The 23,002-nt window shown below is 70.0% G+C and carries 24 protein-coding genes; 14 read left to right on the top strand and 10 right to left on the bottom strand.

What is annotated here, in order from left to right; genetic code table 11:
* Positions 1–30: 30 nt before the first annotated feature.
* Positions 31–408, bottom strand: a complete 378-nt coding sequence (locus tag AU195_RS24765; RefSeq protein ID WP_059161658.1) for a VOC family protein — start codon at positions 406–408, stop codon at positions 31–33.
* A gap of 75 nt (positions 409–483) precedes the next feature.
* On the opposite strand from AU195_RS24765, the gene AU195_RS24760 reads away from it, so the two are divergent.
* Positions 484–1,236 carry a TetR/AcrR family transcriptional regulator gene (locus AU195_RS24760; RefSeq protein ID WP_059161695.1) on the top strand — a complete coding sequence of 251 codons (753 nt, stop codon included), beginning with the start codon at positions 484–486 and terminating at the stop codon, positions 1,234–1,236.
* On the opposite strand, the gene AU195_RS24755 is transcribed toward AU195_RS24760, so the two are convergent.
* From AU195_RS24755 to AU195_RS24745, 3 genes are read right to left on the bottom strand one after another with little or no spacing between them, the layout of a single operon-like run.
* Positions 1,178–1,684 (bottom strand): DinB family protein, encoded by a 507-nt coding sequence (locus tag AU195_RS24755; protein ID WP_059161657.1) that lies wholly within the window; start codon positions 1,682–1,684, stop codon positions 1,178–1,180. The two genes, AU195_RS24760 and AU195_RS24755, sit on opposite strands and share 59 nt — an antisense overlap.
* Complete coding sequence (locus AU195_RS24750; RefSeq protein ID WP_059161694.1) at positions 1,681–2,475, bottom strand: thioesterase family protein; 795 nt, start codon at positions 2,473–2,475, stop codon at positions 1,681–1,683. Before AU195_RS24750 ends, AU195_RS24755 begins: the two co-directional genes overlap by 4 nt.
* Positions 2,472–3,305: a RecB family exonuclease gene (locus AU195_RS24745; RefSeq protein ID WP_059161656.1), complete on the bottom strand. Its 834-nt coding sequence runs from the start codon at positions 3,303–3,305 to the stop codon at positions 2,472–2,474. The genes AU195_RS24750 and AU195_RS24745 overlap by 4 nt, the downstream gene beginning before the upstream one ends.
* Positions 3,306–3,390: 85 nt before the next feature.
* On the opposite strand from AU195_RS24745, the gene AU195_RS24740 reads away from it, so the two are divergent.
* On the top strand, positions 3,391–4,245 hold the full coding sequence (locus AU195_RS24740) for a tRNA (adenine-N1)-methyltransferase (RefSeq protein WP_059161655.1): 855 nt from the start codon (positions 3,391–3,393) through the stop codon (positions 4,243–4,245).
* Here the strand turns inward: AU195_RS24740 and AU195_RS24735 are convergent, their stop codons facing one another.
* The 3 genes from AU195_RS24735 to AU195_RS24725 are packed head-to-tail and all read right to left on the bottom strand — an operon-like array spanning position 4,246 to position 5,588.
* Entirely contained in the window at positions 4,246–4,542 is a 297-nt protein-coding gene (locus AU195_RS24735) for a DUF503 domain-containing protein (RefSeq protein WP_059161654.1), read from the bottom strand.
* A 3-nt stretch (positions 4,543–4,545) separates the two neighbouring features.
* Positions 4,546–5,073, bottom strand: a complete 528-nt coding sequence (gene lppK / locus AU195_RS24730) for a lipoprotein LppK (protein ID WP_059161653.1) — start codon at positions 5,071–5,073, stop codon at positions 4,546–4,548.
* A gap of 26 nt (positions 5,074–5,099) precedes the next feature.
* Positions 5,100–5,588 carry an MTB12 family secreted protein gene (locus AU195_RS24725; protein WP_157531256.1) on the bottom strand — a complete coding sequence of 163 codons (489 nt, stop codon included), beginning with the start codon at positions 5,586–5,588 and terminating at the stop codon, positions 5,100–5,102.
* Positions 5,589–5,735: 147 nt separating this feature from the next.
* Here AU195_RS24725 and arc point away from each other — a divergent pair, with 147 nt between their 5' ends.
* The gene (arc, locus tag AU195_RS24720) at positions 5,736–7,583 is read left to right on the top strand and encodes a proteasome ATPase (RefSeq protein WP_059161651.1); all 1,848 of its coding nucleotides are present in this window, start codon (positions 5,736–5,738) and stop codon (positions 7,581–7,583) included.
* Positions 7,584–7,670: 87 nt separating this feature from the next.
* Here arc and AU195_RS24715 read toward each other — a convergent pair whose 3' ends face one another.
* Positions 7,671–8,810, bottom strand: coding sequence for a G protein-coupled receptor family protein (locus AU195_RS24715; protein ID WP_082703203.1), 1,140 nt, complete (start codon positions 8,808–8,810; stop codon positions 7,671–7,673).
* 210 nt (positions 8,811–9,020) lie between these two features.
* Between AU195_RS24715 and dop the strand changes: the two genes are divergently transcribed.
* From dop to prcA, 4 genes are all read left to right on the top strand, one after another.
* Complete coding sequence (gene dop / locus AU195_RS24710; RefSeq protein ID WP_059161649.1) at positions 9,021–10,520, top strand: depupylase/deamidase Dop; 1,500 nt, start codon at positions 9,021–9,023, stop codon at positions 10,518–10,520.
* Between the two features lie 109 nt (positions 10,521–10,629).
* Positions 10,630–10,824, top strand: coding sequence for a ubiquitin-like protein Pup (locus AU195_RS24705; RefSeq protein ID WP_059094963.1), 195 nt, complete (start codon positions 10,630–10,632; stop codon positions 10,822–10,824).
* Positions 10,821–11,732, top strand: coding sequence for a proteasome subunit beta (gene prcB / locus AU195_RS24700; protein WP_059161648.1), 912 nt, complete (start codon positions 10,821–10,823; stop codon positions 11,730–11,732). Before AU195_RS24705 ends, prcB begins: the two co-directional genes overlap by 4 nt.
* Complete coding sequence (gene prcA / locus AU195_RS24695; RefSeq protein WP_059161647.1) at positions 11,729–12,481, top strand: proteasome subunit alpha; 753 nt, start codon at positions 11,729–11,731, stop codon at positions 12,479–12,481. Before prcB ends, prcA begins: the two co-directional genes overlap by 4 nt.
* A 7-nt stretch (positions 12,482–12,488) precedes the next feature.
* Here the strand turns inward: prcA and AU195_RS24690 are convergent, their stop codons facing one another.
* Positions 12,489–13,346: an Rv1486c family protein gene (locus tag AU195_RS24690; RefSeq protein ID WP_059161646.1), complete on the bottom strand. Its 858-nt coding sequence runs from the start codon at positions 13,344–13,346 to the stop codon at positions 12,489–12,491.
* A gap of 59 nt (positions 13,347–13,405) precedes the next feature.
* Here AU195_RS24690 and AU195_RS24685 point away from each other — a divergent pair, with 59 nt between their 5' ends.
* From AU195_RS24685 to AU195_RS24675, 3 genes are read left to right on the top strand one after another with little or no spacing between them, the layout of a single operon-like run.
* Entirely contained in the window at positions 13,406–13,840 is a 435-nt protein-coding gene (locus AU195_RS24685; protein WP_059161645.1) for an NfeD family protein, read from the top strand.
* Between the two features lie 18 nt (positions 13,841–13,858).
* A complete protein-coding gene (locus AU195_RS24680; protein WP_059161644.1) occupies positions 13,859–15,037 on the top strand; it encodes an SPFH domain-containing protein in 1,179 nt (392 codons plus the stop codon).
* Positions 15,034–15,396 carry a DoxX family protein gene (locus tag AU195_RS24675; protein WP_059161643.1) on the top strand — a complete coding sequence of 121 codons (363 nt, stop codon included), beginning with the start codon at positions 15,034–15,036 and terminating at the stop codon, positions 15,394–15,396. The genes AU195_RS24680 and AU195_RS24675 overlap by 4 nt, the downstream gene beginning before the upstream one ends.
* Here AU195_RS24675 and AU195_RS24670 read toward each other — a convergent pair.
* The gene (locus AU195_RS24670) at positions 15,383–16,096 is read right to left on the bottom strand and encodes a TVP38/TMEM64 family protein (protein ID WP_172800715.1); all 714 of its coding nucleotides are present in this window, start codon (positions 16,094–16,096) and stop codon (positions 15,383–15,385) included. The genes AU195_RS24675 and AU195_RS24670 overlap by 14 nt on opposite strands.
* Before the next feature lie 130 nt (positions 16,097–16,226).
* Here AU195_RS24670 and mutA point away from each other — a divergent pair, with 130 nt between their 5' ends.
* The 4 genes from mutA (at position 16,227) to lipL (ending at position 22,688) form a co-directional block, all read left to right on the top strand.
* On the top strand, positions 16,227–18,080 hold the full coding sequence (gene mutA, locus AU195_RS24665) for a methylmalonyl-CoA mutase small subunit (RefSeq protein WP_502687386.1): 1,854 nt from the start codon (positions 16,227–16,229) through the stop codon (positions 18,078–18,080).
* Between the two features lies 1 nt (position 18,081).
* Positions 18,082–20,370, top strand: a complete 2,289-nt coding sequence (gene scpA / locus AU195_RS24660; RefSeq protein ID WP_059161641.1) for a methylmalonyl-CoA mutase — start codon at positions 18,082–18,084, stop codon at positions 20,368–20,370.
* Positions 20,371–21,345 carry a methylmalonyl Co-A mutase-associated GTPase MeaB gene (gene meaB, locus AU195_RS24655; RefSeq protein ID WP_059161640.1) on the top strand — a complete coding sequence of 325 codons (975 nt, stop codon included), beginning with the start codon at positions 20,371–20,373 and terminating at the stop codon, positions 21,343–21,345. It abuts the gene before it with no gap.
* A 77-nt stretch (positions 21,346–21,422) separates the two neighbouring features.
* Positions 21,423–22,688 carry an esterase/beta-lactamase LipL gene (gene lipL, locus AU195_RS24650; RefSeq protein WP_059161639.1) on the top strand — a complete coding sequence of 422 codons (1,266 nt, stop codon included), beginning with the start codon at positions 21,423–21,425 and terminating at the stop codon, positions 22,686–22,688.
* Positions 22,689–23,002 lie beyond the last annotated feature (314 nt).

Here is a 23,002-nt window from a genome sequence, read left to right as displayed (position 1 = left end):
GTGTCTATATAGACGCAAGTCTATAGACTGTCACACCCATTGGACGAACTGGACGATGATTCCGTTCGGGTCCTCGAACTGGCAGTACCGCTCACCCCACGGCTCGGTCTCGGGAGCGGTGACCACCGGGGCGCCGCCGGCGCGCACCGCCTCGAACGCGGCGTCGACGTCGTCGACGACGAAGACCAGCAGGAGGCCGTCGCCCGCGGTGCCCGCCCGGTGGGGCGGTTTGAATGTGGCCAGTCCGGTGCGCAGGAAGACCACATTCGGCCCGCCACCGGGGTGTTCCACAGACACGAATCCGTCGTCCTGCACGGCGACGGTGTGTCCGACGTGGCGCGTCAGGAAGTCGGCCGAGGCCTGCGGTTCGGGCACGTTGAGTGAGATCGCGGTGGCAGTGATGTTCATGGGGCGCCTTTCTCGTATGATGTACGAGAACCAGTATCCGTATCGTGTACGGAAAAGCAAGCGAGGATGGCCCACATGGACACCGTCGACCTGCTGTGGCGCCACGAGAGACCACTCCCGGCGCGCCGCGGCCGCCCGCCCCGGTTGAGCGCGGACCAGATCGTCGGCGCCGCGATCGGGGTCGCCGACCGGCTGGGATCGGCGTTCACCCTGCGTGACGTCGCCGCCGCGCTCGAGGTCCCGGTGATGACCCTGTACACCTACGTGCGCAGCCGGGAGCAGCTGCTCGAGCTCATGGCCGATAAGTGCCGGGCCGATATGGACGTCACCGCACCGGCCGGCGACTGGAGGGAACGGCTGACCGCCATCGTCGACGACAACCTGCGGTTGTTCGGCCGGCACCCGTGGTTGGCCGAGATCGAGTCCGAACGGGCGGTTCTGGGGCCGGGCACCCTCGCCAAGTACGACCGCGAACTGGGTGCGGTGGAGCCGTTGCCGCTCAGCGACGCCGACAAGGACGCGGCGCTGGCGGTGGTGCTCGATTTCGCCCGGTCCTGCGCACGCGCGCTGGCCCACGCCCGCCGGGAACGCGAGCAGGAGCCGCCGCGGCAGTGGTGGGAGCGTGAGGGCGCCAAGCTCGCCGCACTCGGGATCGCCGAACGCTACCCGCTGGCCTCGCGCATCGGTACGGCCGCCGGTGAGGCCCGCGGTGCGGCCCACGACGCCGATGCCGCACTGGCGTTCGGGTTGGAGGTGCTGCTCGACGGGCTCAGCGCGATACCGCCCGCAGCATCCGGAGCTGTCCGATCTCCGCGACGTTCTTCGTGAGCTCGACATGCAGCCACAGCACCGTGTCGGCGATGGTGCGCCCGCTGTCGGCGCCCCACGGAAACGCCGACGGGCGTTCGAGGTCTGCGCCGGTGAGGCGGTCGAGGGTGGCGCGCCAGCGTGCGGACAGCTCGCGGATGCGGGCTACCGCCGCGGCGCCGCCGGGCCAGTTGATGTCGGTGCGTACGGGTGGCTCGTCGCCGTCGAGGTGGGCCAGCGTCACCGACCACCACCAGGTGATGTGCCACGTCAACCAGCCGATCGTGGGCACCGGGATCGGATCGGGCTCGACGTCGGCCCAGTCGGGCCGCCACGTGCCCGCGGCGTCGCGCCGGACCGTCCACACGACGTCGGCGGGCTCCCAGAGGAAGTCGTCGTCGGTGAGTGCGGACAGGTGCAGCTCCGCCAGCGCCCACGCCAACTCGAACTGGCCGGCCAGACCGTTCACCGCTGCCGCTGCACCAGCAGTGTCTGGGCGGACGTCCCGATGAAACCCCGGCGGTCGAAGATCTCGCCCGTCGTGACGCCGATCCCGTCCGGTCCGATGGACCCGCGGGTGCGCAGACCGAAGTCCGAACCGTCGGGCAAACGGTGCAGATGCACGACGGTGTCGGTGTTCATGAACATGAACTCCTGCGGATCCAACGCCGCGCCGATGCCGTTGGCCGAGTCGACCACCATCGCCAGCCGCTGCAGCGCCGTCGTCGGCTCGTCGTCGACGACCGGAACGAGCGGGGTCAGCCATGCCACCGCGGAGTTGCCGTCATCGGCTTGGCGGCGCCAGCTCACCGTCTCCAGGTAGCCGGGCGCACCCTCCCAGGCATGCGCCACCCCCGACATCTCGCCTTCGGTCAGCGGCGGATAGCGGTCGGTGGCGGCGTCCGCGGTGTCGCTGGGCGCGAGCAGCCACGCCGTGACCCGGGCGACCGCGCGCAGACTGCCGTCGGGGCGATCGGCGAGCATCTCGGCGGCCATCAGCGAGATCCGGTTGCCCGGCCGCAACACCTCGGCGCGCACCCGGACCGGTGCCACGGGAATCGCGCCGAGGATGTCGAGAGCGAGCCGGCCGACGCGCAGCCCACTGCCGGCCGCGAGATCCTCGACGGCCTTGGTGAGCAGCGCCAGCGGCGGTGATCCGTGCTGGATGGCCGGATCCCAGTTGCTGCGGGTATCGGCGGTCGACTCGTACGCGGTGGGGCCGCCGTCGTCCGGCAGCCGGTGGTAGAGGTGGCCGATCACGCCGCCGGTCTCTCCGGCCAGCCCGGGTAGGGCGGCGGGGTGCCGCCGAACTCCGGGCACAGGGGGCGGTGCGAGCACCAGTCACACAGCCGCGACGGTTTGGGGCGGAAGTCCCCGGTGGCCCCGGCCGCGAGGATCGCCCGCCAGATCGCGGTCAGCGTGCGCTCGAACCGGATGAGCTCTTCGAGGTCGGGCGAGTAGTCCAGCACCTGGCTGTCGGCGAGGTAGAGCAGCCGCAGCCGTGTGGGCAGCACGCCGCGAGAACGCAGCAGCACCACCGCGTAGAACTTCATCTGGAACAGCGCCTTCGCCTCGGCCAGCGCCCGCGCCTCCGGCGGCGCCTTCCCGGTCTTGTAGTCGACCACCCGCAGTTCGCCCGTCGGCGCGACGTCGATGCGGTCGACGAATCCGCGCAGCAGGGTCCCGTCGTCGAGTTCGACCTCGACGTGCTGTTCGCAGCACTGCGGGTCGAACCGCGTCGGATCCTCCAGGCGGTAGTAGCCCGCCAGCAGCGCGCGGGCCTCGCCGAGCAGGGCGTCGCGCACCGCGGGCTCGATGTCGTCGGCCACCTCGGGCCGTTCGGCGACCACCCGGTCCCAGGCCGGGGCGACCAGGGTCAACGCCGTGTCGGGTCCGCGGTCCGCCGCGGGCAGCGCGTAGAGCTGCTCGAGCGCGGCGTGTACCACCGACCCCCGCAACTGCGCGGTGGACTGCGGCTCGGGCAGCCGGTCGATCGCGCGGAACCGGTACAGCAGCGGGCACTGTTTGAAGTCGGCGGCCCGCGACGGCGACAGCGCGGGACGCCGGACCGGCGCGGGCTGTTCGCTCATGCTCTGCAGCCTAGGACGGGTCCCCGACAGATCTGCGCAACCCCGCGGACCTGTTGCGGCGCGCCGACTGGCAGGCTGAGCGACTATGCCCAGAACCGGTCCGTTCACCGTCGGAGACCGCGTCCAACTCACCGACGCCAAGGGGCGGCACTACACGATGCTGCTCACGCCGGGCGGGGAGTTCCACACCCACCGCGGGATGATCGCGCTGGACAGCGTCATCGGGCTGCCCGAGGGCAGCGTCGTCAAATCGACCAGCGGCGACCAGTTCCTGGTGCTGCGGCCGCTGCTCGTCGACTATGTGATGTCGATGCCGCGCGGGGCGCAGGTCATCTACCCCAAGGACGCCGCGCAGATCGTCCACGAGGGCGACATCTTCCCCGGCGCCCGTGTACTCGAGGCCGGCGCCGGCTCGGGGGCGCTCACCTGCTCGCTGCTGCGGGCGGTCGGACCGCACGGCCGGGTGACGTCCTACGAGGTGCGCGACGACCACGCGGTGCACGCCGCGCGCAACGTCGACACGTTCTTCGGTGAGCGGCCCGACAACTGGGACCTCGTCATCGCCGACCTCAACGACTACAGCGGCGGTGAGGTCGACCGCGTCGTGCTCGACATGCTCGCACCGTGGGAGGTCCTCGACACCGTCTCGCGCCACCTCGTGCCGGGCGGCGTGCTGATGATCTACGTCGCGACCGTCACCCAGCTCTCGCGGGCGGTGGAGGCGTTGCGCACCCAGCAGTGCTGGACCGAACCGCGCGCGTGGGAGAGCATGCAGCGCGGCTGGTACGTCGTCGGGCTGGCGGTGCGACCCCAGCACACCATGCGCGGCCACACCGCATTCCTGATCAGCGCCCGCCGGCTGGCGCCCGGGGCCGTCGCACCGATTCCGTTGCGGCGCAAGCGTCAGCTCGCCGCTCCGACGGAGCCGGCCGAGAGTTAGTCAATCGTCGTCGCTGCGCCGCAGCCCGCGGCGCACAGAGAGCAGGTCCATCTCGGGGCGGGCGGCGACCAGCCGCTCGGCGGCGTCGAGCACATCCACCACGTGCGCGCGGTCGGCGGCCACGACGGCCAGCCCGATCCCGGCACGGCGATGCAGATCCTGGGCCCCGGTCTCGGCGGCCGAGACGGTGAATCGCCGCTGCAGTTCGGCGATCACCGGCCGGATCGCCGAACGCTTCTGTTTGAGCGAGCGCACGTCACCGAGGAGCAGGTCGAATTCGAGCCAGCCGATCCACATGGGTCAGCGCGGCGGGCTCTGGCCGGCGTCCACCTCGAGCAGCGTGTCGGCGCTGTCGCGGGTGAGCTGCCAGCCGCCGTCGGGGGTCCGGGCGAACTGCATCGGGAACGTGAAGTCGCCCCCGGTGCGGCCCGGCGGGGTCCGGGCGATCACGGTCGCCACCACATCATCGGATTCGGCCGCCCACGCCAGGTCGGCGGCGTCGAACGTCATCGGGTGATAGCCGTTGTCCGCCAACGCCTTGCCGAACCGGTCGAGTGCCGCCGCGTCACCCGGTCCGGCGTCCTCGACGAGGCCGAGCTTCTCGGTGCCCGGCACGGCGGGATCGGCCAGCCGGTACAGCACGTCGGTCAGGGCGATGGGCGGCGGCAGCGGCGCCGGCACCGGGGGAGCCGGTGCCGCGGCCGGGGTCGAGGACACCGGCGCCGGCGGCGGGGCCGGTGGGTTGTCGCTACCGCACCCGCTCAGACACCAGGAAAGGCCGAACGCCGCCACCACGAGGGTGACGGCGCTGCGGACCACTGCGGTCATGGTGCGTCGGGGCACCGACGGACGGCTCAGCCGACCGCCGAGAGCAGGTTGAGGGCGGAGCCCTTCGACACCTGCCAGCCGCTGGGGCTGGGGCCGGCGACGAACACGATGTTCTGGGTGGCGGTGCCGCCGGTGGCCGCGGTCGCGGTGACGTCGGCGGTGGCGACGCCGCCGTTCTGGTCGACGTTGGCGATGTTGAAGCTCAGCGGGAACTTGCCCTGCGCCGCGGCGTTGCTGTACGCGCGGTCGGCGGTGATCGCCTCGAAGCGGCCGATGCCACCCTGGATGAACGGCGCCTTGCCACGGAACGAGCCGGGCCCGGCGAGGGCCTGCAGCGTCTGGGTCAGCGGACCTGCCAGGTCGGGTGCCGGGACCTGCGGCATCGGGACGCCGAACACGACCGGCGACACGGCGGGCGAGGCCACCGTGGTCGATGCAATGGAGGTCACACCTGCCGCGCCACCTGCTACTACAGCGGCTGCTGCAACGCCGGTTACGAGGGTTTTCAGGGTCACGGCTGTCCTTTCGATCTGTCTGACTCGGGTCCGAGGTTAACAGTGCTGCGGGTGTGTCGAACTCCCTACGCCACACACAAAGTCTGAATCGCCGGTAGCGTTGAAGTTGTTACTGCACCACTATTCGGTGTGGGAAAGGGGCGCAACATGAGTGAGTCACAGCGTCACGAAGCCAGAGATGACGGTTTCACGACACCCCATGAGTCCGGCCTGTCCGGTGAGGACGCCGCGGAGTTGGAGGAGTTGCGCCGTGAGGCGGCCGCCCTCCGAGAGCAGCTCGAGAACGCGGTAGGCCCGCAGAGCGGTCTGCGCAGCGCCCGTGACGTCCACCAGCTCGAGGCACGTATCGATTCGCTCGCCGCGCGCAACGCGAAGCTGATGGACACCCTCAAGGAGGCGCGGCAGCAACTGCTCGCGCTGCGCGAAGAGGTCGACCGGCTGGGACAGCCCCCGAGCGGGTACGGCGTACTGCTGGCCGCCCACGAGGACGACACGGTGGACGTGTTCACCTCCGGGCGCAAGATGCGGCTGACCTGCTCGCCCAACATCGATGTCAAGGCGCTCAAGCAAGGGCAGACCGTCCGCCTCAACGAGGCGCTGACGGTGGTCGAGGCCGGCACCTTCGAGGCCGTCGGCGAGATCAGCACCCTGCGCGAGATCCTCTCCGACGGACACCGCGCCCTGGTCGTCGGCCACGCCGACGAGGAGCGCATCGTCTGGCTGGCCGAGCCGCTGGTGTCGGTCGAACACCTGCCCGACAACGAGGTCGCCGGGCCCGAACTCGACGACGACCGTCCCCGCCGGCTGCGCCCCGGCGACTCGCTGCTGGTCGACACCAAGGCCGGCTACGCCTTCGAGCGCATCCCGAAGGCCGAGGTCGAGGATCTGGTCCTCGAAGAGGTGCCCGACGTCAGCTACAGCGACATCGGCGGTCTCGGCCGTCAGATCGAGCAGATCCGCGACGCCGTCGAGTTGCCGTTCCTGCACAAGGAGCTCTACCGCGAGTACTCGCTGCGGCCGCCCAAGGGTGTGCTGCTCTACGGCCCGCCCGGTTGCGGTAAGACGCTGATCGCCAAGGCCGTCGCGAACTCGCTGGCCAAGAAGATGGCCGAGGTGCGCGGTGACGATGCCCGCGAGGCGAAGTCGTACTTCCTCAACATCAAGGGCCCGGAGCTGCTGAACAAGTTCGTCGGCGAGACCGAGCGCCACATCCGGCTGATCTTCCAGCGGGCGCGGGAGAAGGCGTCCGAGGGCACGCCGGTGATCGTGTTCTTCGACGAGATGGACTCGATCTTCCGCACCCGCGGCACCGGTGTCAGTTCGGATGTCGAGACGACGGTGGTGCCGCAGCTGCTGAGCGAGATCGACGGTGTCGAGGGCCTGGAGAACGTCATCGTCATCGGCGCCTCGAACCGCGAGGACATGATCGACCCGGCGATCCTGCGGCCCGGCCGCCTGGACGTCAAGATCAAGATCGAGCGGCCCGATGCCGAAGCGGCGCAGGACATCTTCAGCAAGTACCTCACCGAGGAACTGCCCGTCAACGACGACGATCTGTCGGAGTTCTCCGGGGACCGGGCGCTGACCATCAAGGCGATGATCGAGAAGGTCGTCGACCGGATGTACGCGGAGATCGACGACAACCGCTTCCTCGAGGTGACCTACGCCAACGGCGACAAAGAGGTCATGTACTTCAAGGACTTCAACTCCGGGGCGATGATCCAGAACGTCGTCGACCGGGCCAAGAAGTACGCGATCAAGTCGGTGCTGGAGACCGGCCAGCGCGGCCTGCGGATCCAACACCTGCTCGACTCGATCGTCGACGAGTTCGCCGAGAACGAGGACCTGCCCAACACCACCAACCCGGATGACTGGGCACGGATCTCGGGCAAGAAGGGCGAGCGGATCGTCTACATCCGCACGCTGGTCACGGGCAAGAGCAGCAGTGCGAACCGGGCGATCGACACCGAGTCGAACCTGGGTCAGTACCTCTGATTTCTGAGCGGTAGACACGACAGCTCCCGACACGCCTTGCGTGCAGGAGCTTTCGTGTCTGGTCAGGTGAGCAGCCAGTAGCTCCTGTCAAGGGACCGCCCGGAACACGTCCCGGGCCACCAGCGTCACCCGCAGATCCTCGATCAGAGGATCGAGGAACGAGACGCGATGTTCGGGGTCGGTGGCCGCCCGGGCGCTGAGATACATGAACGTCAGCCCGCCCAGGAACAGGACGACATGCAGGAGCGCCAGCGGAACGGGCCACGTGACATCGAGGAACGTGGCCCGACCGGTGTGCCCGGCGGTCAGCCGCGTCAGCACGGCGGGGCTCACCACGATGAGGCCCAGCACGAAGAACAGCGCCATGGTCACCAGCGCGACCGTGAGGATCTGGATCACCTGCGAGGCGACCGCCACCAGGAGCAGGTTGACACGTTCGCCGGTGCTCAGCGGGGGCGCGGTGCCCGAGCGCACCCTCCCGGCGAACGGGGACCCGGCCAGCAGCGCGTCGTCGCCCTCACGCCCGGCCGGCGCAGTCGTCAGCGACCGGACACGCTCGCGCATGCTCATGGTCAGAAACGAGATGGCGAGCGTCGTCATGAAGGCCAGGATCAGCCAGAACCGGCCGGTGCTGAGCTCGCCCGCCATCGACCACACCGGGCCGTTGAAGAAGACCAGCACGGTCAAGAGGACCACCGGCAGCGCGCGGGCCGCCAACGCACCCGCCGACGCCAGGTGCGCCAGCGTCGTGCGCCCCGCCCAGGCCAGGACCGAACCGACACCCAGCCCGGTCGCGATCACGATGGCCGCGACCACCGCCGCGTCGATCACCAGGTCGGTCAGCAGATCGACCGGACCGGCCGGGTAGAGGTCACAGAGGACGGCCACCGCGATGGCGGTGACCGCGACGCTCCGCCGCGCCCCGGGCGCCCGGACGCGGGAGGCTCCCCACGCGGCGGCCACGATGGTGGGCACGATGAGGACGAGCAGCAGCAGGACCAGCCATTCGGCGACCGTCGGGTCGCCGTCGATGTCGATGTCGTTGCCACCGGACAGCACCGCGACGAGCAGGTTCACCACCGACAGGGCGGCGTAGCCGGCCAGGCCGGTCGCGCTGCGAGCCAGCACATGCGTCCAGCGGGCCCGAGACCCCAGCACAGCGGGCACGCCACGGTCGAGAAACCACCGCGCGGCGGTGTCCGGCCGGGCCGGCGCAAGCTGACTCATGGTCACCCTTCAGTCGCGGTTGAGACCCCGTGCTTTCGGTGCCCGTCATCTCCGTGAAACCCATCAGCCCAGCGAAACCGGCACCAACACCCAGAATCCCGGCAGGATCAGCGACACGGTCGCCGGTCATCGGGCAACAGTTCATCAACCCGGCCCGATCGCCGCAACCGCCGGTGACGGGACCCTGGGCGCGTCACCTACGCTGAGGTCATGCAGCGGATCATCGGAACCGAGGTCGAATACGGTATCTCCTCACCGTCCGATCCGACCGCCAACCCGATCCTGACGTCGACGCAGGCGGTGCTCGCCTACGCCGCGGCGGCGGGCATTCAGCGGGCCAAGCGGACCCGGTGGGACTACGAGGTGGAGTCGCCGCTGCGTGACGCCCGCGGGTTCGACCTGAGCCGGGCCTCCGGCCCGCCGCCGGTCGTCGACGCCGACGAGGGCGGCGCCGCCAACATGATCCTGACCAACGGCGCGCGGCTCTACGTCGACCATGCGCACCCCGAGTACTCCGCGCCCGAATGCACGGACCCGCTCGACGCGGTGATCTGGGACAAGGCCGGCGAGCGGGTGATGGAGGCCGCGGCGCGCCACGTCGCGAGCGTGCCGGGTGCGGCCAAGCTGCAGCTCTACAAGAACAACGTGGACGGTAAGGGCGCATCCTACGGGTCGCACGAGAACTACCTGATGAGCCGGCAGACTCCGTTCTCCGCGGTGATCGCCGGGCTCACCCCGTTCCTGGTGTCGCGCCAGGTGGTCACCGGCTCGGGCCGGGTGGGCATCGGCCCCTCGGGTGACGAGCCCGGCTTCCAGCTGTCCCAGCGCGCCGACTACATCGAGGTCGAGGTCGGGCTGGAGACCACGCTCAAACGCGGCATCATCAACACCCGCGACGAACCGCACGCCGACGCCGACAAGTACCGGCGCCTCCACGTCATCATCGGCGACGCCAACCTGGCCGAGACGTCGACCTATCTGAAGCTGGGCGCCACCTCCCTGGTTCTCGACCTCATCGAGGAGGGGATGGACCTCTCCGACCTGGCGCTGGCCCGGCCGGTGCACGCGGTGCACGTGATCAGCCGGGACCCCTCGCTGCGGGCGACGGTCGCGCTCGCCGACGGCCGTGAGCTGACCGCGCTGGCGCTCCAACGCATCTACCTCGACCGGGTGGCCAAGCTCGTGGACTCGCGCGACCCCGATCCGCGGGCCTCGCACGTCGTCGAGACCTGGGCCGAGGTGCTCGATCTGCTGGAGCGCGACCCGATGGAGTGCGCCGAGATCCTCGACTGGCCGGCCAAGCTGCGGCTGTTGGAGGGGTTCCGGCACCGGGAGAACCTGGGCTGGTCGGCGCCGCGGCTGCACCTGGTCGACCTGCAGTATTCGGACGTCCGGCTGGACAAGGGGCTGTACAACCGGCTGGTGGCCCGCGGATCGATGAAGCGCCTGGTCACCGAACAGCAGGTGCTCGACGCCGTCAACAGCCCGCCCACCGATACCCGCGCCTATTTCCGCGGTGAGTGCCTGCGCCGGTTCGGCGCCGATATCGCCGCGGCCAGTTGGGACTCGGTGATCTTCGACCTCGGCGGTGACTCGCTGGTCCGGATCCCGACGCTGGAGCCGCTGCGTGGCAGCAAGGCGCACGTGGGGGCGCTGCTCGATTCGGTCGACAGCGCGGTCCAGCTCGTCGAGCAGCTCACCGCCACCTGACCGCCCATCGGAAAGCCCGGCTATCCCGGGCAATCCGGACCTCGACCGGTAGTGTGGAGGAACCGGTGGGTGGCTGTGGGCCCGCCGATGACAAGTGCAGGAGGCGGCGATGGCGCAGGAGCAGACCAAGCGTGGTGGTGGCGGCGGCGAGGACGACGACCTCTCCGGCGGCACGGGCGCTGGGCAGGAGCGTCGCGAGAAGCTCACCGAGGAGACCGACGACCTGCTGGACGAGATCGACGACGTCCTCGAGGAGAACGCCGAGGACTTCGTGCGCGCTTACGTCCAAAAGGGCGGACAGTGACCTGGCCGCACCTCGAGCAGCTGGCCTTTCCTGACCTTTCCCCCCATTCCCGCTCCACGACCCGAGGGGTTCCCTCCGTACCCATGGACTTGTCGTCCTTCTCTGACATGCTGCGCCGCCAGGCCCCCCACCTGTTGCCGTTCGGTGGAGCGGCACACGTGACACCGACCGACGCGGTGCCCCACGGGACCACGATCGTCGCGTTGAAGTTCCCCGGCGGTGTGGTGATGGCCGGTGACCGGCGCGCCACCCAGGGCAACATGATCGCCAGCCGCGACGTGCAGAAGGTGTACGTCACCGACGACTACACGGCGACCGGCATCGCGGGCACCGCCGCGATCGCGGTGGAGTTCGCGCGCCTGTACGCGGTGGAACTCGAACACTACGAGAAGCTCGAAGGCGTCGCGCTGACCTTCGCGGGCAAGGTCAACCGGCTCGCGACCATGGTGCGCGGCAATCTCGGTGCGGCGCTGCAGGGTTTCGTGGCCCTGCCGTTGCTGGCCGGCTTCGACCTCGACGACCCCGACCCACAGGCCGCGGGCCGCATCGTGTCGTTCGACGCCGCGGGCGGGCACAACCTCGAAGAAGAGGGTTTCCAGTCGGTGGGGTCGGGCTCGCTGTTCGCGAAGTCGTCGATGAAGAAGCTCTACCACCAGGTGACCGACGCCGATTCGGCGCTGCGCGTGGCGGTCGAGGCGCTCTACGACGCCGCCGACGACGACTGCGCCACCGGCGGACCGGATCTGGTGCGCGGCATCTTCCCGACCGCCGTGCTGATCACCGCCGACGGGGCCGAAGAGGTGACCCAGGAGCGCATCGCCGGACTCGCCCGTGAGGTCATCCAGAACCGTTCCCGCGCCGATACTTTCGGCCCTGACGCGCATGCGCCGCGAGGTACAGATTCGTGAGTTTCCCGTATTTCATCTCGCCCGAGCAGGCGATGCGCGAGCGTTCCGAGCTCGCCCGCAAGGGGATCAGCCGCGGACGCAGCGTGGTCGCGCTGGCCTACGCGGACGGCGTCCTGTTCGTCGCCGAGAACCCGTCGCGGTCACTGCAGAAGGTCAGCGAACTCTACGACCGAGTCGGCTTCGCCGCCGTCGGGCGCTTCAACGAGTTCAACAACCTGCGCAGCGGCGGCATCCGCTTCGCCGACACCCAGGGCTACGCGTACTCGCGCCGCGACGTGACCGGCCGACAGCTGGCCAACGTCTACGCGCAGACCCTCGGCACCATCTTCACCGAACAGGCCAAGCCCTACGAGGTGGAGTTGTGCGTGGCCGAGGTGGCCCACTTCGGCGAGTCGAAAGCCCCGGAGCTGTACCGGATCACCTACGACGGGTCGATCGCGGACGAACCCCATTTCGTGGTGATGGGTGGGACGACCGAGCCGATCATCGCCAAGCTCAACGACTCCTACACCGAGAACGCCGAACTGGCCGACGCGGTGCGCATCGCCGTCGACGCGCTTGAGTCCGGCGGCAACGGTGCCGAATCGCGCACCCTCGGCCCGTCGACGCTCGAGGTCGCGATCCTGGACGCCAACCGGCCCCGCCGGGCGTTTCGCCGGATCACCGGCGCCGCACTCGAAGCGCTTCTGCCGCAGCGTGATACGGAGGCGTCCGCAGAACCCGACAGCGCGGGCCGACCCGGCGAGTAAGGCCGGGTCAGAGCTGCCAGGCGGAGTGCAGGATCGCGGTGAGTGCGGCGATCCGCGCCGCCCGCACCACATTCACCAGCGGCCGCAGCGCGTCGCTGGCGATCTGCACCTCCGATGAGCTCTGCAGGCCGATCGGCATGAGCCCGGAGCTCACGGTGATGATGGCGTCGACGTGCGCGGCGTTCTCCAGCACCCGTGCCGCCCGGTTCGGTGCGTGGTCGGGCAGGCGGTGGCCGCGCCCGGACTCCAGCACCTGTTCGACCAGGCCCCGCGGATCGTCGACGTCGGCGCCGCCCATGCCGGCACGCAGCGCGCCGAGGGCCTCGGCGGCCGCGCGCACCGCCGAGCGCAGTTCGTACTCCGCCTCACCGAGGTCGATGTGTGCGGCGGGCGGGGTCGCAGGCGCCGAGTAGACCGTCCACGACAGCGCCGACACCTCCGGGTCGAACTCGGGATCGTCGCTGTCGTCGTCGAACTCGAAATCCGGGACCAGGCCCACCGCGGTCGACGGGAGGTGCGGGTCGGCGACGATGAGGGCCTCGCCGACGGCGATCGCATCGCGCTGGAATTGGGTGCCTGCGGGTAGTCCACGCACATCGCCGGGCACCGGGAGGGCCACGAACACCGACGGGCCGGACGGTGCGGGCCCGGCCGCGGTCCGCAGCGTCTGCAGCAGCGACACCGCGCCGGTGCCGTTGAGATCGGGCCACGGCAGACCGGTGCGGCCCGCCGCGGCGGAGTCGTAAGCGGTCACCGAATGCCTTGGCGCCCAAGCAGAGAGCGAGTCGAGCACGTCGTCGGGCGCGGCGGTTCCCGCGAGCCACGAATTGGCCCACACCGCCAGCGTTGCACTGGGACACCACATGATGCCCGCAGTGTAGTTGTTCGCCGCTGTACCGGCGCCGCACGCGTTAGGCTGGCGGCATGCCCGTTTGGCTGATCTGGCTGATCCTCGCGATTGTGCTGGCCGGGGCAGAGGCGCTGACCGGTGACATGTTCCTGCTGATGTTGTCCGGCGGTGCGCTGGCCGCCACCGGGACGAGTTGGCTGTTCGACTGGCCGGTCTGGGCCGACGGTGTGGTCTTCCTGCTGGTGTCGGTGCTGTTGCTGGGGGTGGTCCGACCGCTGCTGCGGAAGCGCTTCTACTCCGGCACCGGACTGCCCGAGCCGGTCAAGGCGTTGGAGGGCAAGCAGGCGCTGGTGCTCGACCGCGTCGCGCAGCACGCCGGTCAGGTCAAACTCGAGGGCGAGGTCTGGACGGCCCGGCCGCTGGACGACAACGATGTGTACGAACCGGGCGACCAGGTGACCGTCATGCGGATCGACGGCGCCACCGCGGTCGTCTGGAAGAACCCCTGAGCCGAAGGGAAGTCCGCTGTGGATGGAGCCGTCGCCGGCCTGGTCCTGCTGCTGGTGCTGGTCGTGTTCGCCGTCATCGTGGTGGCCAAATCGGTCGCCCTGATACCCCAGGCCGAGGCCGCGGTCATCGAGCGACTCGGCCGGTACAGCCGCACGGTCAGCGGCCAACTCACGCTGCTGATCCCGTTCATCGACAAGATTCGCGCCCGGGTCGACCTGCGTGAGCGGGTGGTGTCCTTCCCGCCCCAGCCGGTGATCACCGAGGACAACCTGACCGTCGCGATCGACACCGTCGTGTACTTCCAGGTGACCAACCCGCAGGCCGCGGTCTACCAGATCAGCAACTACATCGTCGGTGTCGAACAGCTCACCACCACGACGCTGCGCAACCTGGTCGGCGGGATGACGCTGGAGCAGACGCTGACCTCACGCGACCAGATCAACACCGCGCTGCGCGGCGTGCTCGACGAGGCCACCAACCGGTGGGGACTGCGCGTCGCGCGAGTAGAACTGCGCGCGATCGACCCGCCACCGTCGATCCAGGACTCGATGGAGAAGCAGATGCGCGCCGACCGCGAGAAGCGGGCGATGATCCTGACCGCCGAGGGCAGCCGCGAAGCCGCCATCAAACAGGCCGAGGGTCAGAAGCAGGCGCAGATCCTGGCCGCCGAGGGCGCCAAACAGGCCGCGATTCTCGGGGCCGAGGCCGAGCGCCAGTCGCGCATGCTCCGCGCGCAGGGTGAACGTGCCGCCGCCTATCTGCAGGCCCAGGGGCAGGCCAAGGCGATCGAGAAGACGTTCGCCGCGATCAAGGCCGGCCGCCCGACCCCGGAGATGCTGGCCTACCAGTACCTGCAGACACTGCCGGAGATGGCCAAGGGTGAGGCCAACAAGGTCTGGGTGGTGCCCAGCGACTTCGCCGGTGCGCTCCAGGGATTCACGAAGCTGCTGGGCACACCGGGGGAGGACGGGGTCGTCCGGTACACGCCGTCGCCCGACGAGGGGCGGCCGGAGGCCCACGACGACTCCGACGAGGTGGCCGACTGGTTCTCCACCGAGACCGACCCCGCGATCGCGCAGGCGGTCGCCAAGGCCGAGGCCGAGGCCCGCACCCCGGTGCAGGGTCCCGGCCTCCTGTCGGCCACGGAGCCGCCCGGCCAGCTGAGCGCGCCTCGCCACGGCAGCCCTGACCAATGAGCGCGCTCGGCTCGAACCGGACCTACGCGGTCCTCGCGGCGATGCAGGTCGCCGACGCGGTGGCGTGTGTCAAACCGATCGCGCCGATCAAGAAGGCGTTCGACGACGTCGGCCTCCCCGAGGAGCTGCGGCCGCTCGTCCCGGTCGTCAAGGCGGCCAGCGCGGTCGGTCTGCTGTCGGTGTTCCGCTGGCCACCGCTGGCCCGGGTCACCACGTTCATGTTGACGGTGTACTTCGTGCTCGCGGTCGGATCCCATGTCCGGGCCAGGGATTGGAGCCCGGGGCTGGTCGCGGCCTCGTCGCTGCTCGTGCTGTTCGGCGCGATGACCGCGAAGGGTCCCGACGTCAGGACACCGTGACCGGGGTCGCCCTGCGCCGCTGCATGCGGTTCTCGTAGAGCAGCACGACGACGCCGATGCTCGCGGTGGCGGCCGAGATCAGCACCAGCAGCGGGTTGACGCGTCCGGTGAGCGCATCGCCGAGGATCACCACCGCCGCGGTGCCCGGCAGCAGACCGAAGAACGTCGCCAGCGAATAGGGGAGAAGTCGGACCGCCGACGCGCCCGCGGCGTAGTTCAGCACGGCGAACGGCACGGCCGGGATCAGCCGCAGCGCGATCACCGACGGCCAGCCGCGGCGCCGTAACCGCACGTCGATGCGGTCGACGGCGGGATGGCTGACCAAGTTGTTCAGCTGCCAGCCGAGCGCGCGGATCAACAGCACCGCCAGCAGCGCGCTGACGGTGCTCGCCGCCACCGCGATCGCGATGCCCAGCAACGGGCCGAACAACAGACCGGCGGCGAGGGTGAACGCCGTGCGGGGGAACGGGAACGTCGTCACCACGATGTGGGCGGCCAGGAAGACCAGCGGGAACCAGGCGCCGACCGACGTCGCCCAGTCGCGGAGTTCCAGCGCGTTCGGGATCGGCACCCACCAGGCGACTGCGACGAGAATCACAATCGCGGCGGCGATCGCGACGAGGCGCCGGCGGGGAACCTGCAGGGCCGCGGCGGCCACCGTCGACTGCGCGGCCTGCAGGGTCCTGACGACGGCTTTCACGTTCACCAAGCCTACGGCCCGAAGCCGTCCGGCGGCGCCCGGCACGTCGGCCGACCGGCAGGCAACGCCGTGACCACCATCATTTAGCCTGATGGGCGGATACGTCAGTCACACGCTGCGACAACAGGAGATGCCGGTGTCTGTGCAGGGGGCCAGTGGTGTCGAGTCCGGTCTGGAGCAGTGGCGCTCCGCGGTAGCCGGGGTGCTGGCCAAGAGCACCCGCAAGGACCCCGCCGACCTGCCCGCCGAACCCGACCGGCTGCTCGATTCGCCGACCTACGAGGGGTTCGCGATCCGCCCCCTCTACACCAGCCTCGACGAGCTGCCCGAGCCGTCGCTGCCCGGCCAGTGGCCGTACGTGCGCGGCGGCGACGCCCTGCGTGACGTCAAGTCCGGATGGAAGGTCGCCGAGACCTTCCCGGCCGCACCGGGCACCGCAGACGAGACCAACGGCGCGATACTGGTGGGCCTGACCGAAGGTGTCAGCGCGCTGGTGTTGCGCGTCGGCGCCGACGGCGTCGCGCCGGCCGGGCTCGGACGGCTGCTCGACTCGGTGTTCCTCGACCTGGTGCCGGTTCAGCTCGAGGCGGGCGCCGACTACACCGCCGCCGCCGAAGCCCTGCTGGCGCTGCTCCCCGGTCTCGATGCCGAACAGCGCGAACGTCTTTCGGTGGATCTGGGTGCCGACCCGCTCACCACACCGTTCAGCGACCGGCCGGCACCCGACGTCGCGGAGGTCGTGTCGACGGCGGCGAAGGTCACCGGCTACAGCGGCCACGTGCGGGCCATCACCGTCGACGGGCCCGCGCTGCACAACCGCGGGGCGAGCGCCGCCTGGGAACTGGCGGGCGCCGTCGCGGCCGGGGTGTCGTATCTGCGCCTGCTCGAACAGGGCGGCCTGCCCATCGCCGACGCGGTGCGCCAGATCAGCTTCCGCTTCGCCGCCGACGACGACCAGTTCATGACGATCGCCAAGCTGCGGGCGGCCCGGCTGCTGTGGGCGCGCGTCTGCGAGGTCGTCGGTGCCGCGGACGCGGGCGCGGCCACCGTCCACGCGGTGTCGTCGCTGCCGATGATGGCCCAGCGCGATCCGTGGGTGAACATGCTGCGCACCACGCTGGCGGCGTTCTCCGCGGGTGTCGGCGGAGCGGACACCGTGCTGGTGCACCCGTTCGACGCGGCGATCCCGGGCGGATTCCCCGGCACCTCGGACACTTTCGCGCGCCGCATCGCCCGCAACACCCAGCTGCTGCTGCTCGAGGAGTCCCACATCGGCCGGGTGCTCGACCCCGCGGGCGGGTCCTGGTTCGTCGAGGATCTGACCGCTCAGTTGGCCGAGCAGGCGTGGAAGCACTTCCAGGACGTCGAGGCCCGCGGTGGCTTCGTCGCCGCACACGACCACGCGGCCGAGCAGATCGCCGATGTCGCCGCCCGGCGCGCCGACGACATCGCCCACCGGCGCACCGCGCTGACCGGCGTGAACGAGTACCCGAACATCGACGAACCCGCGCTGCCGCCGGGTGACGCGTTCACCGCCGTCGCCCGCTACGCCGCCGGGTTCGAAGCGTTGCGCGACCGCTCCGACGCGGTGCTCGAGAGCACGGGGGCCCGCCCGAAGGTGCTGCTGCTGCCGCTCGGACCGCTCGCGGAACACAACATCCGCGCGACGTTCGCCACCAACCTGCTCGCCTCGGGCGGGATCGAGGCCGTCAACCCGGGCCCCGTGGGCGCCGCCGACGTCGCGCAGGCGGTGTCGGCCGCCGGTGACCCGTCGGTCGCGGTCATCTGCGGCACCGACACCCGTTACGGCACTGACGCCGCCGCGGTGGTTGCGGCCGCCCGCGAGGCCGGCGTCACCCGCGTCTACCTCGCCGGCCCCGAGAAGTCCGTCGCCGATGCGGATCACAAGCCCGACGACTACCTCACCGCCAAGATCGACGCGGTCGCGGCGCTGTCGAACCTCCTCACCCGATTGGGGGCCTGACATGACCGTCAACGATCTCGCCGGCAAGCCGGCTGCGGACACGACCGGAGTCAGGAGCTTCGCCGACGTCCCGCTGCACGGCGAGCGCGCCGTCGAACCGGCGACCGAGGCCGCCGTCGCCGAACACGTGGCCGCCGCGGCCGCCGCGCACGGGTACACCCCCGAACAGCTCGACTGGGTGACACCCGAGGGCATCGACGTCAAACCCGTCTACGTCGCCGCCGACCGCGCCGCCGCGGCCGCGGAGGGCTACCCGCTGGACTCGTTCCCCGGCGCGCCGCCGTTCCTGCGCGGGCCGTACCCGACGATGTACGTCAACCAGCCCTGGACCATCCGCCAGTACGCCGGGTTCTCGACCGCCGCCGAGTCGAACGCGTTCTACCGCCGCAACCTGGCCGCCGGTCAGAAGGGTCTGTCGGTGGCGTTCGACCTGGCCACCCACCGCGGGTACGACTCCGACCATCCGCGGGTGCAGGGAGACGTCGGCATGGCCGGGGTGGCGATCGACTCCATCCTCGACATGCGGCAGCTCTTCGACGGCATCGACCTGTCGACGGTGTCGGTGTCGATGACGATGAACGGCGCCGTGCTGCCGATCCTGGCGCTCTACGTCGTGGCGGCCGAGGAGCAGGGGGTGCCGCCGGAGAAGCTGGCCGGGACCATCCAGAACGACATCCTCAAAGAGTTCATGGTCCGCAACACCTACATCTATCCGCCCAAGGCGTCGATGCGGATCATCTCCGACATCTTCGGCTACACCAGCGCGAAAATGCCGAAGTTCAACTCGATCTCGATCTCCGGGTACCACATCCAGGAGGCGGGTGCGACGGCCGATCTGGAGTTGGCCTACACGCTGGCCGACGGCGTCGAGTACATCAAGGCGGGCCTCGACGCCGGGCTGTCGATCGACAAGTTCGCCCCGCGGCTGTCCTTTTTCTGGGGCATCGGGATGAACTTCTTCATGGAGGTGGCCAAGCTGCGCGCGGGCCGGCTGCTGTGGAGCGAGCTGGTCGCCGAGTTCGCCCCCGAGAACGAGAAGTCGTTGTCGCTGCGCACCCACTCGCAGACCTCGGGCTGGTCGCTGACCGCGCAGGACGTGTTCAACAACGTTGCGCGCACCTGTATCGAGGCGATGGCCGCCACGCAGGGGCACACCCAGTCGCTGCACACCAACGCCCTCGACGAGGCGCTGGCGCTGCCCACCGACTTCTCGGCCCGCATCGCCCGCAACACCCAGCTGCTGCTGCAGCAGGAATCGGGCACCACCAGGCCGATCGACCCGTGGGGTGGGTCCTACTACGTCGAATGGCTGACCCACCAGCTGGCGACTGCCGCCCGGATGCACATCGGCGAGGTCGTGGCCCACGGCGGGATGGCCCAGGCCATCAGCGACGGCATCCCGAAGCTGCGTATCGAGGAGGCCGCCGCCCGCACCCAGGCGCGCATCGACTCCGGCGCGCAGACCGTGATCGGCGTCAACAAGTACCAGGTCGCCGAGGATCACGAGATCGAGGTGCTCAAGGTCGAGAACAGCCGGGTGCGCGCCGAGCAGCTTGCCAAGCTCGAGCAGCTGCGGGCCGAGCGTGACGAGGACGCCACCCGCGCGGCGCTCGACGCGCTGACCCGCGCGGCCGGGGCGCAGGGGCCGGCCGGCGAGGACGGGCTCGGCAACAACCTGTTGGCGCTGGCGATCGACGCCGCCCGCGCGAAGGCGACCGTGGGGGAGATCTCCGACGCGCTGGAGAAGGTCTACGGTCGCCACGTCGCCGAGATCCGCACCATCTCGGGTGTGTACCGCGACGAGGCCGGGACGGGTGACAACATCTCGAAGATGAGCACCGCCACCGAACTCGTGGACAAGTTCGCCGAGGCCGACGGCCGCAGGCCCCGCATCCTGGTCGCCAAGATGGGGCAGGACGGACACGACCGCGGTCAGAAGGTGATCGCGACGGCGTTCGCGGACATCGGGTTCGACGTCGATGTGGGTTCGTTGTTCTCCACACCCGACGAGGTCGCCCAGCAGGCCGCCGACAACGACGTGCACGTCGTCGGCGTCTCGTCACTGGCCGCCGGTCACCTCACGCTGGTGCCCGCGCTGCGCGACGCGCTGGCCGCGGTGGGTAGGCCCGACATCATGGTGGTGGTCGGCGGCGTGATCCCGCCGGGCGACTTCGACGAGCTCTACGCCGCCGGTGCCGCCGCGATCTTCCCGCCCGGCACCGTGATCGCCGACGCCGCGACGGGGCTGCTGCACAAGCTCGCCGAGCGGCTCGGCTACGACCTCGGCTAGATGAAGCAATCGGTCGGCGAACTCGCCGCGGCGCTGCGCGGCGGTGACCGCTCGGCGCTCGCGCGGGCGATCACCCTGGTCGAGTCGACGCGGGCCGACCACCGGGACCGGGCCCAGCAGCTGCTGCTGGAGCTGATGCCGCAGGCCGGCTCCGCCATGCACGTCGGCATCACCGGTGTGCCGGGGGTCGGGAAGTCCACCACGATCGAGGCGCTCGGCATGCACCTCATCGGGCAGGGGCACCGGGTGGCGGTGCTGGCGGTCGACCCGTCGTCGACCCGCACGGGCGGCTCGATCCTCGGGGACAAGACCCGGATGGCCAGACTCGCCGTGCACCCCGACGCCTACATCCGCCCGTCGCCCACCTCGGGCACGCTCGGCGGGGTCGCGAAGGCGACCCGCGAGACGATCGTGCTGCTCGAGGCGGCCGGTTACGACGTGATCCTCGTCGAGACCGTCGGCGTGGGGCAGTCCGAGATCACCGTGTCCAACATGGTCGACACCTTCGTGTTCCTCACCCTCGCCCGTACCGGCGATCAGCTGCAGGGCATCAAGAAGGGGGTGCTCGAACTGGCGGACATCGTGGTGGTGAACAAGGCGGATGGCGAGCACGCCGTCGAGGCGAAGTCCGCGGCGCGTGAACTGACCGCCGCGCTGCGGTTGATCTACCCGCGCGAGACGCTGTGGCGCCCGCCGGTGCTGACCATGAGCGCACTGCACGACGACGGGGTCCGCGAGTTGTGGGACAAGGTGCTCGAACACCGTGACGTGCTGCGCGAGGCCGGGCAGTTCGAGAGCCGCCGCCGCGCGCAACAGGTCGAGTGGACGTGGTCGATGGTGCGCGACGCGGTGCTCGACCGGGTGCTGACCCATCCCGAGGTGCGCCGCATCCGCGCCGAGGTGGAGCGGCAGGTTCGCGACGGTGAACTGACTCCGGCGCTGGCGGCGCGGCAGATCCTCGACGCCGCCCACTGATTCGGTACCTGACCTGGTATTTAACGCTTCAATAACGCTCTGTTTAATTAGCTCCTAGCAGGGTTAAATTCATAACTGTGACCAACCTCTCAACGCGGGAACGCGGCGCGGCGCTCCCGCACGGTGTGCAGGGTGCCGCGGATACGAACTTCGCGTGCACACTGCAGGGCTTCTCGCAGCTGTTCCCCGGCCGCCGGTTCGGGGGCGGGGCCCTCTGCATCTACCTGCACGGAGAGCCGGTTGTCGACGTGTGGACCGGCTACTCCGACCGCCGCGGCAGGCAGTACTGGACCGCCGACACCGGCGCGATGGTCTTCTCCGCGACCAAGGGGATGGCCTCGACGGTGATCCACCGGCTGGTCGACCGGGGTCTTCTGGAGTACGACGCGCCCGTCGCGCGGTACTGGCCCGAGTTCGGCGCCAACGGCAAGGAGGCCATCACCGTTCGCGACGTCATGCGGCACCGCGCCGGACTGTCGCAACTCAACGGGGTCCGCAGGAAGGATCTTCTCGACCATCTGGCGATGGAGGAGCGGCTGGCGGCGGCTCCGGTCAACCGGATGCTGCACGGCCGTCCGGCCTACCACGCGCTGACCTACGGCTGGTTGATCTCCGGGCTGGCGCGCGCGGTCACCGGGCAGGGGATGGGTGATCTGATCCGCACCGAACTGGCCGGGCCGCTCAACACCGACGGTCTGCACCTGGGTCGTCCGCCGGCGCACGCCGCAACGCGGGCCGCACAGATCCTGGCCCCGCAGGGCACGATGGCCAATCCGGTGTTCAACCTGGTCGCGCCGAAGGTCGCCGCGTTGCAGTTCTCCGGGATGTTCGGCTCCATGTACTTCCCGGGGATGAAGGCCGTCGTGCAGGGGGACATCCCGTTCCTGGATGCCGAGATCCCCTCCGCGAACGGCGTCGCGACCGCCCGCGGTCTGGCCCGGATGTACGGGGCGATCGCCAACGGCGGCGTCATCGGCGGGGAGCAGTTCCTGTCTCCGCAGATCGCCGCCGGGCTGACCGGGAGGCCGAACCTGCGCCCCGACCGCAACCTCGGCATCCCGCTGGCGTTCCACCTCGGGTATCACAGCCTGCCGTTCGGGCTCATGCGCGGGTTCGGCCACGTCGGACTCGGCGGGTCCGTCGGCTGGGCCGACCCGTCCAGCGGCCTGGCGATCGGCTTCGTGCACAACCGGCTGCTGACCCCGATGCTGCTCGACATGGGTTCCTTCGCGGGGCTCAATGTGCTCATCCGGCGCGACGTGGCCCGCGCACGCCGGCGTGGATACCAGGCCATCCCGGCTCTGGGCGCACCGTTCGCGGTGCCCAAGCCGGTTGCCGGGTAGCGTCGCCGGCCCCCTCCCAGGGCCCCTCCGGGGCCGATTTGTGGGGTATTTCACCAGGTTCACTGACAACGTTTGTTGTCCCTGGAAATGGTTGTCCAACAACTCAATTCGCTTTTGCCGAGCCTGTGTCCGTTTGCCCGGCGTGCTGCCCTGTCCTGCCTTCGAAGCCTTTGCTGGTGACCGGAATCGCGAGAACATCGTTATTCGCCTGCGGGTTGCCCGATCAGGAAAGTCCTGTCTTTTGCACATATTCAGCACACCGGAAGCCTCCCCGGCCCATCTGTCTGGCCGCAGTGATGTTGAGCACGCAAAAA

It is taken from the genome of Mycobacterium sp. IS-1496 (assembly GCF_001499995.1).
Classification (GTDB): domain Bacteria; phylum Actinomycetota; class Actinomycetes; order Mycobacteriales; family Mycobacteriaceae; genus Mycobacterium.
This window is presented reverse-complemented; position numbering and strand designations above follow the sequence as displayed.